Annotated in this window: 11 protein-coding genes and 1 pseudogene; 3 read left to right on the top strand and 9 right to left on the bottom strand. The window is 69.1% G+C overall.

The annotated features are described in order from the left end of the window. Positions 1–514 precede the first annotated feature (514 nt). From ACIGAN_RS31385 to ACIGAN_RS31360, 6 genes are all read right to left on the bottom strand, one after another. A complete protein-coding gene (locus ACIGAN_RS31385; protein ID WP_399862635.1) occupies positions 515–1,828 on the bottom strand; it encodes an MFS transporter in 1,314 nt (437 codons plus the stop codon). A gap of 269 nt (positions 1,829–2,097) precedes the next feature. Continuing rightward, positions 2,098–3,051, bottom strand: a complete 954-nt coding sequence (locus ACIGAN_RS31380; RefSeq protein WP_399862633.1) for a VOC family protein — start codon at positions 3,049–3,051, stop codon at positions 2,098–2,100. After that, positions 3,048–4,130, bottom strand: coding sequence for a 4-oxalomesaconate tautomerase (locus ACIGAN_RS31375; RefSeq protein WP_399862631.1), 1,083 nt, complete (start codon positions 4,128–4,130; stop codon positions 3,048–3,050). Before ACIGAN_RS31375 ends, ACIGAN_RS31380 begins: the two co-directional genes overlap by 4 nt. Beyond that, complete coding sequence (locus ACIGAN_RS31370; RefSeq protein ID WP_399862630.1) at positions 4,127–4,822, bottom strand: 4-carboxy-4-hydroxy-2-oxoadipate aldolase/oxaloacetate decarboxylase; 696 nt, start codon at positions 4,820–4,822, stop codon at positions 4,127–4,129. The genes ACIGAN_RS31375 and ACIGAN_RS31370 overlap by 4 nt, the downstream gene beginning before the upstream one ends. Then, positions 4,822–5,580: a PIG-L deacetylase family protein gene (locus tag ACIGAN_RS31365; RefSeq protein ID WP_365742468.1), complete on the bottom strand. Its 759-nt coding sequence runs from the start codon at positions 5,578–5,580 to the stop codon at positions 4,822–4,824. The genes ACIGAN_RS31370 and ACIGAN_RS31365 overlap by 1 nt, the downstream gene beginning before the upstream one ends. A gap of 49 nt (positions 5,581–5,629) precedes the next feature. After that, a complete protein-coding gene (locus ACIGAN_RS31360; RefSeq protein WP_365742466.1) occupies positions 5,630–6,283 on the bottom strand; it encodes a GntR family transcriptional regulator in 654 nt (217 codons plus the stop codon). Positions 6,284–6,362: 79 nt separating this feature from the next. Here ACIGAN_RS31360 and ACIGAN_RS31355 point away from each other — a divergent pair, with 79 nt between their 5' ends. Together ACIGAN_RS31355 and ACIGAN_RS31350 are read left to right on the top strand one after the other, a co-directional pair. Then, positions 6,363–7,124, top strand: coding sequence for an ROK family protein (locus ACIGAN_RS31355; protein WP_399862627.1), 762 nt, complete (start codon positions 6,363–6,365; stop codon positions 7,122–7,124). 346 nt (positions 7,125–7,470) lie between these two features. Beyond that, on the top strand, positions 7,471–9,144 hold the full coding sequence (locus ACIGAN_RS31350) for a subtype B tannase (protein WP_399862625.1): 1,674 nt from the start codon (positions 7,471–7,473) through the stop codon (positions 9,142–9,144). A gap of 300 nt (positions 9,145–9,444) precedes the next feature. On the opposite strand, the gene ACIGAN_RS31345 is transcribed toward ACIGAN_RS31350, so the two are convergent. Next, the gene (locus tag ACIGAN_RS31345) at positions 9,445–10,305 is read right to left on the bottom strand and encodes a fumarylacetoacetate hydrolase family protein (RefSeq protein WP_399862623.1); all 861 of its coding nucleotides are present in this window, start codon (positions 10,303–10,305) and stop codon (positions 9,445–9,447) included. A 19-nt stretch (positions 10,306–10,324) separates the two neighbouring features. Then, a complete protein-coding gene (locus ACIGAN_RS31340) occupies positions 10,325–10,969 on the bottom strand; it encodes an MBL fold metallo-hydrolase (RefSeq protein ID WP_399862622.1) in 645 nt (214 codons plus the stop codon). Between the two features lie 152 nt (positions 10,970–11,121). Here ACIGAN_RS31340 and ACIGAN_RS31335 point away from each other — a divergent pair, with 152 nt between their 5' ends. After that, a complete protein-coding gene (locus ACIGAN_RS31335; RefSeq protein WP_399862620.1) occupies positions 11,122–11,547 on the top strand; it encodes a MarR family winged helix-turn-helix transcriptional regulator in 426 nt (141 codons plus the stop codon). Positions 11,548–11,900: 353 nt separating this feature from the next. On the opposite strand, the pseudogene ACIGAN_RS31330 reads toward ACIGAN_RS31335, so the two are convergent. Further along, positions 11,901–11,984 (bottom strand): annotated as a pseudogene (locus tag ACIGAN_RS31330) (transposase); the annotation flags it as partial.

The raw sequence follows: 11,984 nt of genomic DNA, 5'->3' as shown, positions 1-11,984 counted from the left end.
GACGGGCGTGCCCCGCACCCCCCCCCCATGCGTGGGGGCGCCCGGGGGGGGGGGCGGGGGGGGGGCGCCCCCCCCCCCCCCCCCCCCCCCCGCCACCGGCCGCAGTGACTCTCCAGAACCCCTCCCCCACCTGATCCCCAATCTCCGTATCACGATGCCGCCGAAGGGAAATCCCTCCAGCGCCCTCCAGACGGCCGGCATCCGCACGGGATGGTGCGCCCGCGCAGCACGATGCTGCTGTCCCGGAGATGGGCAGCGTCAGCGACACAGTCGCGAAGCGGTACGTCGACCAGACCCGGCGGCAGCGTCCGCGCCCAACAAGCACACCCGGGGGCGGCCACCCCCCTGTGGCGTCCAGCAGTCGAAGCGGTGGTGGAACACCCGTCCGAGTGACCCTGCTTTCGGGGCCCACTCGCTGGTACCACGCTATGGCCGCCGCCGTGTCCGCGAGTCGGAGAGTGGGGATGACTTCAATAGGCCCCAGTGCTGGGCGGTTACTTGCGTCTGCCTGCGGTCAGACCCTCACGGCCGTGTGCTTCTTGATGGTGAGGGCGGCTGTGGTCATCATGAGCGCGCCGAAGAGCGCGGCGCAGGCGTACATGGTGAAGCCGATGTCCGCGTTGCCCGCCTCGATGAGGGCGCCGCCGATCCACGGGCCGAAGATGGCGCCGAAGCGGCCCATGCCGGAGACCCAGCCGAGGGCGGTGGGGCGGTCCTCGTCGTTGTGGTGGGTGCCGACCGTCGCGTAGACCATGGTCTGACCGGAGAAGAGCAGCAGCCCGGCGAAGAAGACCACCGCGTACAGGAGGCCTACCGACATCTTGACGCCCATGAGGTAGACGAAGACGGAGGTCAGGACGAACCAGGCGATGACGACCTTGCGAGGGCCGATGAGGTCGGCGGTGCGGCCGGCGATGAGCATGCCGCAGATGCCGCCGACGTTCAGGAACGTCGAGAAGAGCAGGGAGTCGCCGGTGTCGTAACCGAGGTCGACCATGATTTTCGGCAGCCACTGGCCGACTCCGTAGACCAGGAGCAGCCCCGCGAAGGACGTCAGCCAGAAGCACAGGGTGGTGGGCCACTGGCGGTTCCGGAAGAGGTTCTTGAGCGCGTCCAGCTTGTCGCCGCGGTTCGCCTTGGGCTCGGCCAGTTCGGTGCCGTAGGCGGCGGCGAGCAGCTCGGCGTCGGCGCGGCGACCGCGGGTGAGCAGGTTGGTGGGTGACTCGGGCAGCAGCTTGAAGGCGATCGGGAGCAGGATCAGGGCGGGCATCGCGGAGGCGATGAAGGCCGTTCGCCAGCCGTGGTCGTCGACCAGCCAGAGGGCGATCAGGGGGGCCAGGGCGCCGCCGGTCTGATGGGCGGTCATGATGATGCCGGTGGCGAGGGCGCGGCGGCCGCGCGTGGTGAACTCCATGCCGTACGAGATCGCGATGGGGAGCAGCGCGCCGAGGCCGAAACCGCACACGAAGCGGAAGAAGCCGAACTGGCCCGAGGACTGGGACCAGCCGGTGGCGAGAGTGGCGAGGGTGAAGATCGTGACGCTGGCGAAGACGGTGACGCGGCGGCCGATCCAGTTGGAGGCCATGCCGGACAGGATGGTGCCGAGCAGCATGCCGAAGTTGGCGTAACTGCCGATCGTGCCCGCGGCGTCGGGGGTGAGGCCGAGGCTGTGGCCGCCGAGCATCTTCGGAAGCACGGAGCCGTAGATGAACGTGTCGATGCCGTCGAGGAGGACCAGTCCCCAGCACAGGGCGATGACGGCGGTGCGGCTACGGCGGGTCGCTGTCCCGGTCGCCTGGGCGAGCGGGGGGGTAGCGGAGGAGGACATCGTTGTTTCCTCTCGTGTGGGACGTCAGGGACAGGGCCCTGGTCCCTGGCTGCGAGGGCGGTGGGGCCGGTGCGGCTCGCGCGGCCGGTGCGGAGGGCGGACGGAGCGTGCCCATGAGCTGCGGAACGTCGCGGATGGAGTCTTGAGCTCGCTGTGGCGTAGACATTAAGAAGCCGTAGCCAGCCCGTCAACGTTTTTGTTAACAATCCGGGTAACGGTTCGGCCCGGGGTCCGGTGGCCGTACCCCGGGCGTGGAACGAGAGATCACATCAGGGTTGAACGGGCGGCGTGCCGTGCGTGTGGAAGGACTCGATGGTCTTCAGGCCCCACGCCTGGCCCTTCTTGCGCTCTTCCTCGGTCCAGGTGATCAGCGGCCAGTCGGGGGCGAGGACGAGGCGGGTGAGCGGGTTGCACAGTTCGATGCGGTTGCCGCCGGGTTCGTAGACGTAAAGGAAGAACGTCTGCTGAATGGCGTGCTTGTGGGGTCCCGTCTCGATGAAGACGCCGGTGTCGATGGCGAGGTCGGCGGCTCGCAGGATGTCCTCGCGGGTATCGGTGGCGAAGGCGATGTGATGCAGGCGGCCCTCACTGCCGGTCCAGTCGGACGTGTAGACGACGTCGTACGACTTGTCGGTGTACGTCAGCCAGCGTGCCGCGATCCTGCCGGAGTCGAGCCGGATCTGCTCGGTGGGGCGGGCGCCGAGGAGCTGTTGCTGCCACTCGGCGTTGGCGAGGACGTCGGCAGCGAGGAAGTTGATGTGGTCCAAGCGGCGGACGCCGACGCCGCGGTTGGGCTTCGCCTGTGGCTGGTTCTTGAGAGCGGGCTTGAGCGCTTGGGGGGCCTGATAGTGCTCGCTCTCCCAGTACAGGGCGTGTTCGTGGCCGTCCGGGTCGGTGGTGACGTAGAGCCGGCCGAGACCGGGCTCGTCCTCGGTCCACTTTCCCGTGCCGCCCGCCGTCTCGATGGCCTGCACCCGGCGTCCCAGCGCTTCCTCGCTGGAGGTGCGCAGGGCGAGGCGGCCGAGGCCGGGTTGCTCGCGTGCGGTGAGGACGAGGCTGTGGTGCTCGTAGTCGTCGAAGGTCCGCAAGTAGACGGTGTCGCCGTCCTGCCCGTTGATGGTCAGGCCCAGGAAGTCGGTGAAGAAGGCGACGGAGGCGTCCAGGTCCGGAGTGAACAGCTGGGCGTGGCCGATGTGGGCGATGTCGCCGAGAGGCGGGGTCATGAGCGGCCTCCTGTGGATGGCACGGGAAAGACGGTGCCGTCGAAGATCTTGCGGGCGGTGCGCACGACGGCGGTGCGACGGGCTCTCAGGCCGCCGTCGGGGGTGCGATCGATGCTGCTCTCGATGTCGGTGAACCCGCTGGGATGCTCGAGGCGGAGCCGGTCGCCTTCTTCGGGGAGGACGGCGATGCCGTGTGCGACGCTTCCCTTCATCCGCAGCCCGGCCGCCACGCTGGCAGCGCCCAGCACGCCGATGGAGGTGTGGACCCGGGCGGGGATGAAGGTGCGGGTGGTGACGGCGCCGCCGTGGCGGGGCGGCGAAAGGAGGGTGAGCTTGGGAACGGTGGTGCCGGTGACGTCGCCGAGCGCCATCAGCTGCCCGGCTGCCAGCCGGATGTCGTGGAGCCGGGCGGTGAGTTCCCGGTTGCTCTCCAGGTCCTTCGGGTCCTCCCGGCCGGTGACCTTGAGGGCCTCGGCGGGGATCAGGACGGTCGGCATGCCGTTGTCGACGCACGTGACCTCGATGCCGGCGACCGTGTCGCGCACGTTTCCCGTGGGCAGCAACTTCCCCTCGCGTGGCGGGAATTCGACGATGATGGCAGCGGCGCGCCCCGGGACCCCGGAGATCTCCGTGTCGCCGCTGTAGTCGACGCGGCCGTCAGGGGTCGGGAACGTCGCCGTGGCGAAGTCACCGGAGTTCACCATGCGGATGCGCACGGATGTCTCCCTGCTGCCTGCTCGTACGAGTCCGCGCTCGACAGCGAACGGGCCGACTCCGGCGAGCAGGTTGCCGCAGTTCTGGCGGTCCGATACCTCTGCCTTGTCCACGGCGACTTGGAGGAAGAGGTAGTCGACGTCGGCCTCGGGGACGGCCGACGGGGAGACCACGGCAACCTTGCTCGTGAGGGGATGGGCGCCGCCCAGGCCGTCGATCTGGCGCGGGTCCGGGCTGCCCATGACCCGCAGCAGCAGCTCGTCGCGGACGGTACCTTCGGCGGGCAGGTCGTCGGCCAGAAAGTAGGCGCCCTTGGAGGTGCCACCGCGCATCAGCATGCAGCGAACCCCCGGGGGGCGGGTCACGACTCGACCTCCTCGTACGAGCGGTAGGTCACCCCGAGCTGGGTGAGCGTCTCCCGCAACCCGTAGCGGTCCAGGCCCAGTTGTCCCTCCAGGAAGGCGGCGCGGGCCCCGGCCTCCTTCTGCTCACGGGCCTCGGACGCCTGGGCGGTATCGCGGGCGCGCTCGCGCGGGACGACCACGACGCCGTCGTCGTCGGCGACGATCACATCACCGGGTCGGATCACCTGGCCGCCGATCACGATCGGTACGTTCACGCTGCCGCCGGTCGCCTTGACCGTGCCCTGCGGGCTGACTGCGGCGGACCAGGCGGGGAAGCCCATCGCGCGCAGTTCGGCGGTGTCGCGGACACCGGTGTTCAGGACGACGCCACACACCCCGCGATGGGCGAGGGCTGTGGCGAACAGTTCGCCGAACAGGCCGTCCGCGCACGGCGAGGTGGTGGTGACGACGAGGATGTCGCCCTCGCCGCACTGCTCGACCGCCGCGTGGATCATGAGGTTGTCGCCGGGCCAGCACAGCACCGTGACGGCGGTACCCGCGACCCGGACACCTTGCTGGATCGGGCGCAGATGCGTGCCGAGGAAGCCGGTGCGGCCCATGGCCTCGCCGACGGTCGCTGTCCCGTAACCGGCGAGCGCCTCGACGTCTTCCGCCTCCGCCTTGGGTGGGTTGGTGACGATCATGCCGGGCATCAGGCGAGCTCCTTCGCGATCTGCGGGTAGGGCCGCATGTACGCCTCGGCCATGGTCTTGTGCGCAAGGCCCAGGTTGGGGCCGGCGTTGCGCTTGAGCTGGACACCGCGGCGGACGGCGAGGTCGGTGTAGTAGTCCCACAGGTGCTGCTGGGCGGCGAGGCACTCCATGGCCTTGCGCTTGGTCTCCCACACCTCGGTGATGTCGAGCAGGACCTCGGGACGGAAGCCGCTCATCTCGGGCTGGTGCGGCTCGAAGTAGAAGACAGGCGGGGCGCCGATGATGTCGCCCGCGCCGGGGTAGCCGATGGCCTGGGCCAGGACACGGGCCTCCAGGGCCATGCGGTTGGCGGCGGGGTGGTCGCCGTTGTACGGGTCCTCGGCGGGGTGGGTGAGGACGACGTCCGGCTGCGTCTCCCGGTAGACGGAGACGAGCTGGTCGGTCAGCTCGGCCGTGGCGAGGAGCGGGTAGTCGCCGGCGTCGAAGAAGCGGACCTCGGCGCCGAGCGTGGCGGCGGCCTTCTCTGCCTCCTCCCGGCGTATCGCCTTGATCTCCTCGAGCGTCTTGCCCTCCCGCCACGCTTTGGCCGACTCGCCGCGCTCGCCGAAGGTCAGGCACGCGATGGTGACCTTCTCGCCCCGTGAGGCGGCCAAAGCGATGGCTCCGCCCGCCCTCCACACGAAGTCCCCCGCGTGCGCGGTGACGACGAGGGTCGATCGGGGCGGAGCGGCGGCGGGTGCGCCGTTGCCGTGGGTCATGCTGCATCTCCTTGGTGACAGGTGCCGCACCCGCCCCCAGGAGCGCGTTTCAGTCGGCGCGCAGGGCGTCGATCACGCTGCTGAGGTGGGCACGAACGGCCGTCTCGGCCGCTTGCGGATCCCTGGCCCTGATCGCTTCGATCACCGCCAGGTGCTCACTCAGGGACTGCTGCGGGCGGCCCGGCCGCAGCGCCAGCTGGAAGCGGTGGCGCACCAGCTGGGCATTGAGCCGCTCCAGGAGACCGACGGCTGTGTGCTGGCCGGAGGCGTCCCGGATCAGGGCGTGCAGGTCATGGTTGAGCTCGGAGTAGGTGACCGGATCGCCGTCGGTGACCGCCCTGGACATGGCCTTGCCCAGGTCGGCCAGCTCGTCCAGCTGCGCGTCGGTGGCCTCGATCGCCGCCTTGCCCGCGCACAGCCCTTCGAGCACCATCCGGCACTCCGTGATCTCCACGGCCTCCTCGACCGTCACCACCCGCACCCGCGAGCCGCGGTTACGGATCCGCTCGACCAGACCCTCAGAGGTCAGGTCGAGCAGTGCGGCGCGCACGCTCGCCCGCGTGACGCCGTAGCTCTCGGCCAGCTCGTTCTCCACCAGCCGCTGGGCCGGCGCCATTTCGCCTTGCAGGATCGCCTTCCTGAGCCGCTCCAGCGCGTACTGCTTGGCCTGCTCTCCGGAGCCTGGACGGGCTTCCTGCGGCATCTGCCCTCCCTGAGTGAGTGCCTGTCGACGCTAAATGTAGGCCAACAGGATTGTCAACGATTCTGTTCTCAATTCAGGGGTGGGGCGAGTCACGGCGGATGCCTTGGGCGGTGGCACCGTCGCGTACGTGAAGTCCGACGCCGGGGTGGCCGGTGCGTTGATCGTCGACGGCCGTGCCTTCCAAGGCAGTCACGGCCTGGCCGGGGAGCTCGGCCACATTCCCGTCTCCCTCGACGGGGATGTCTGCCGGTGCGGCGCAACCGGCTGCCTGACCACATACATCGGCACCCGCGCGGTCCTGGAGAAGGCCGGGCTCGGCACTTCGTCCTCACCACAGGACACCAGCGCCGCCCTCACCGAATTCGACCACTGCCTGCGTACAGGGCAACCGCTCGCTCTGGCCGCACTGGACCGTGCCGGGCACGCCCTGGGCGCCGCACTCCGGTCTCTCACCGGAGCGATCGACCCCGATCATGTCGTCCTCGGTGGCCGACTCGCCGACTGGCTGCCCTGGTTGAGGCCCGACATCGACGCCCACCTCGCCCCGCGCCGGGGTGCCTTCCCTGCCTGTTCCCCCACTCGTCAGGCCCGGGACCCTCGGTGCCGACGCGGCCCTCCACGGTGCGCTGACCATCGGACGCGAACACACCCTCGCCGATCCCACCACCGTACCGAAGAGGACCTGACAGCGGCCGCGCAGGAGCTGCCGTCAGGGCGGGCACCAGGACCTGCCACGCCGCCCGGCATCCGGGCCCCCGTGAGCCGGCGCGGTCCTAGACAGGGCCGGACGGGCCCTGAGCGCCGCGATCCGACGGCCACCGCACTGCAGTTGAGTACCTAAGGCTCGCGGTGTCTGCCGACGCCCTCCGTGCAGCGTCACCACGCTCGGCCAAGTCATCCACGTCGGCGAGCATCACGTCTTGTCGTGAGGCGCCGTCGGGCCGGGGGCGCCCGGGGCTATAGGTAACGCTCTCGCCGAATCAGGATGTTGGCGATAGTGCTACCCATATTGTTGACACTCTTGTAGTGTGCTCACGCCTTGGCCCTGAGCATGCGCCAAGCCCTTGGTCCTCGATGAGGGGAGACCCATGCAGAGGTTGATCGCGCCACGCGGACGAGACGCAGTCACTCACCGGCCGAGCGGGCGGGCGGAACGCCCCGTGATAGGCAGGCGGTTCCTGAGAGGCATGGCACTCGCAGGATCCCTCGTCCTCACCCTCGTCGCGGTACCGGCCTCCGTCGTGGCCGCCGCTCCAGCTCACAGCCGTGACCGTGCCGCAGACCCCCAGGACGCGGCGCTCGCCTTCGACTCCTCCTCCGGCTACACGACGATCACCGTCACCATCGACGGCCATCCGGTCGATGTGCGCTGGTACAAGGAGATCTGCTACGTCGCGCACCCGGTCGCTGCGGCGGCGCAGCAGCCCGGTGGTCCCGGCGGTGGCAGCACCACCATCCCCAACACCGCGTGCGGCTACCAGAGCATGAACGTGTTCGTCCCCGAAAGCGCCTTCGGCGACCAGCGGGCGCCGATCTACTTCGCGGTGAACAACAGCGGCTGGATGGCCAGTTACATACGGACGAGCGTGACCGCCGGCGCCACCTACAACAGTGCGGCGAGCAACGTCGGTGCCGCCCTGAAGGCGGGGTACGTCTTCGTCGATGTCGCCAGTCGCAGTCGCGGACTGGTCGGTGCCGACGGCTCGTTCCCCGGCAAGGCACCTGCGGCCGTCGCCGACGCCAAGGCCGCCGTGCGCTACCTGCGTCTCAACGACGCCGCGATGCCCGGCAGCGCGGAGCGGATCGTCGTCAACGGCACCAGTGGCGGCGGCGCGCTGGCATCGATCCTGGGCGCTTCCGGCAACAGCAGCGAGTACACCCCCTACCTCGCCGCGATCGGCGCCGCCGGCATCGACACCAAGGCACGCAGCACCCTGCGCGACGACGTCTTCGCAGTCAACGCGTACTGCCCGATCACCGACCTCGGCAACGCCGACGTGGCCTACGAGTGGCTCTACAACGTCCTCGACACCCGTAACACCACCGAACAGAACCCCTCGCCGCAAGCAGCCGCAGAGATAGCGGCCCGGTTCGCCGCCTACGAGAAGAGTCTCGCGCTGCGCAATCCCGACGGCTCCCGGCTCACCGCCGCAACCATGCTCGACACCGTCAAGAAGGAGGTCATCCGCTCCGCCGAGACCTACCTGAAGGCGGATCCCGCCCGCACCATTCCGCCGCTGGGCGGCACTTTCCAGCTCACCACCGGGGGCACCACCAAGTCGTACGTCAACGACTGGATCGACGTCGACACCTCCACCCGCACAGTGCGCTCCGTCGACATGGCCAAGTACCTGGCCTTCGTCGCCACCCAAGCCGCCCTCAAGACGACCCCTGCCTTCGACGCCGTGGGCGTCGACGGGAACACCACCAGCCGCACCGAGACCAACCTCTTCGGCCCGCCGACCGCGACGTACCTGAACTACACCGAGTTCAGCTGGAACCACAACGACGTGCCCGGCGACGGCAGCGGCCTGGATGACACCGCTCTGACCTGGAAGCAGTACATCGCACAGAAGAGCACCACCGTCGATGACCAGGTCCATCTCATCAACCCGATGGACTTCATCGGCACCAAGGCCGACACCGCGCCGAACTGGTACCTCCGCCATGGCACTCGCGACCGGGACACCGCCTTCACCGTCTCGGTCAACCTCGACCGCGCACTCGCCGCGGACAAGGAGGTCGAGGACCTGGACTACCGGCTCGCATGGAACCAGCCGCATGCCGGAAACTACGACGTGCCCGAGGTCATGGCCTGGATCGCCAGGGTCGTCCAGAAGGCCGGCGACCCGCTCGCGTAGAGACACGATCGTCCGGACGACCGGATGCAACGCGAGGCATCGACGGGGCGTCACGTCCGCGGCCGGCACCTGCGGCTCATTCACAGCGACACCAGCCGCCCTGCGCCCGAGCGTGAGCTGGCCGGGCCGGACCGGGAGGTGGAGCGGGCAGCGCCGGACAGGCCGCCTCGAGACGGCCTCCGCCGCTCCCCCACCGGTTTCCGGCCCCGTCGAGGCCTGGGGTCAGGCTGTCGGTCGGCAGGGCTTACCGCGGAGAATGCCGCGGCGGCCTCGTCCCGGAGGGCTGACACGGCCTCGACTTCATCCCGCGGCCTGCTCGCCCGGTGGCTTTCCCCGCCAAGTGGCGCGGGTGTCAGGAAGGGAATCTGCACAAGTGGGGTTGATGGCGGCGCCTATGCCTTCGATCGCGGTCATCAGTCGCCGGCCCGGAGTGAGCGTCGATTCAGCGTCGGAGGTCCTTCCCGGAGTGCCGGTCAGGATCACGTCACGGGGCTCCAGGGTGAGGAAGGTGCTGCAGTAGGCGAGGAGTTCGGCCGGGGTGAACAGAAGGTCGCTGGTGGAGCCGCGTTGCCATGGGACGCCGTCGACGGAGAAGGTGACGGTGAGGTCGCGGGCGTCGTCGAGTTCGTCGGGGGTCACCAGCACAGGGCCGAGCGGGGTGGAGCGGTCGAGGACCTTGCCCTGTAGCGCTTCGGTCGTGCGATGCTGCCAGTCGCGCAGGGACAGGTCGTTGGCGACGGTGTAGCCGGCGATGGCGTCGGCGGCCTCCTTCACGTCGGCTCGGTGGAGGTGCCGGCCGACGACGACGGCCAGCTCCGCTTCGCCGTCGATGTGGTCGCTGACGCTCGGCAGCGTGATCGTGTCCCGGGGACCGGTCAGCGTGGAAGCGAACTTCGCGAAGAACGTGGGGTACATGGGTATGGGACATCCAAGTTCCTCGACGTGACTTCGGTAGTTGAGGCCCACGCACAGGATGTGTGCGGGGGCAGGTGACACACGGGCGTAAGGAGCGGTGCGGGCGTCCAGCTCGCCGACGTCCGCCAGGCGGTCGCGACGAAGGTAGGCGTCGACGGCATCGGTGGCGTCGACCAGTACGGCGCGGTCTTTCTCGATCCGAGCCGCGGTGAGGGTGTCGCCGATCCGGATGGTTGCGAAGCGCATGGTCGTCAGGATGTGGCAGTCACAGCTCGACGGTGGTGCCGGGCTCGACGCGGTCGATGGGGAGGCCTGTCAGGCCCTGCTCTCCGAGGAGGGTGGCGGTGGACCGCTGGCCGAGGTCGCTGAGCATGAGCTCGTGGATCTGGATGATCTGCTCCGGCTTGACCGTGCGGACGTAGTCGGCGGCTTCGCCGAGCTTGGTCCACGGACCGCTGGTCGGGAGCAGCAGGGTGCGTACAGGTGCGTCCGGAACGAAGTAGGCGTCGCCCGGGTGGTAGAGGGCTCCGTCGTCGAGCAGGTAGCCGACGTTGTCGCGGCACGGGATGTCGGTGTGGATCAGCGCGTGCCGGTGCCCGTGGACCGTGGCGGTGATGGAGCCGACGGTGAAGGCGTCGCCGGCCGCGACGGTATGAACGCGCCCGTTGTGCCGGCCGAGAGCTGCCGAGACAGCGGCGGTGCCGTACACCTGCAGTGCGGGCTGCGCCTCCAGGGCGGCGGCGACGACCTTCTCGTCGAAGTGGTCGAAGTGCTCGTGAGTGATCAGGACGGCCTGAGCCTGAGCTACGGCTTCCGCCGCGTCAGGGGTGAAAGTGCCCGGGTCGATGACCAGACGCGTGCCGTCCTTCTGCACGGTGACGCAGGCGTGGGCGGGCTTGGTGAGCTGCATGACGGGTCCTCCCAACTCGATTTCTACAACCAAACTGTACACCTAATCTGTACACTTCGCTGTACGCCTGCTCCATGGAGCACGGCACCTGGACCCCCTAAGTGCACCCAAGGTGTACAGCTTGGGTGCATAGCTTGAGGTAGGGTGCGATCATGGACGACGCCCAGCTGGCTGAAGAACTGCGCATGATCGTCGGGCAGCTCGTGCGGAGCGTGCGCACGATCGACACGATGCCTCCTGGCGAGGCTGCCGTCCTCGGCTACCTGGACCGCAGCGGCCCGCTGACCACCGCCGACATCGCGCAGCAGCGAGGAGTCAGCCACCAGTCGGTCGCCAAAGCGGTCAAGCAACTCCTCGCCCAGGGTTTCGTGCACCCCGAGGCTCACCCCAGTGACGGTCGCAAAGTCTTGCTGCGCATCACGCCCACGGGAGAAGACCGCTTGTCGGAGGAGCGTGGCAGGCGTGCGGAACGACTCGGCGCCGCGATCGACGAGGCCCTGAGCGCGGAGGAACGCCGGACGCTGGCCCAGGCATTGCCTCTGCTGTCCCGCCTCACCACGCACCTGAAGGACAACTAGGCGGCTTGGTTCGGATCAGTCGGTCGTCGGTCCAAGTGTGCCGTTGACTGATGCGCGGTGGGCACGGATCGAGAGTCGCACTGCTCATCTCGCCCTCCCGCCACGCCACCCGCACGGCGCCAGGGCTAGCACCCCAGACAAGGAGCGCGACGACGACGCCGGCATATGCCAACCTGACATCGGGTCCGTGCCAGCACCACGGGCCATACTGTCCGGTGGTACCGACTAGTGAGTCATCAGCCGGCACGGAGCCACCCACCCCGGGACCACCAGGCAGCGTTGGGCCCCGGGGGCGGCGCTGCATCCCAGGGCAGGGAATAGAGGGCACGCCCCGGGACCGCTCTAGTGCCGCATCAGGCAACGTTCGCCCTGTCGACCACGGCTCGTAGTCGTTGATCGGCGGCGTGACGGTTTCGCCAGATGATGTAGCGGCGAAT

It is taken from the genome of Streptomyces sp. NPDC085931 (genome assembly GCF_044540565.1).
Lineage (GTDB): Bacteria > Actinomycetota > Actinomycetes > Streptomycetales > Streptomycetaceae > Streptomyces.
The sequence above is the reverse complement of the archived record's forward strand: the minus strand, read 5'-3'. Positions and strand labels throughout refer to the sequence as shown.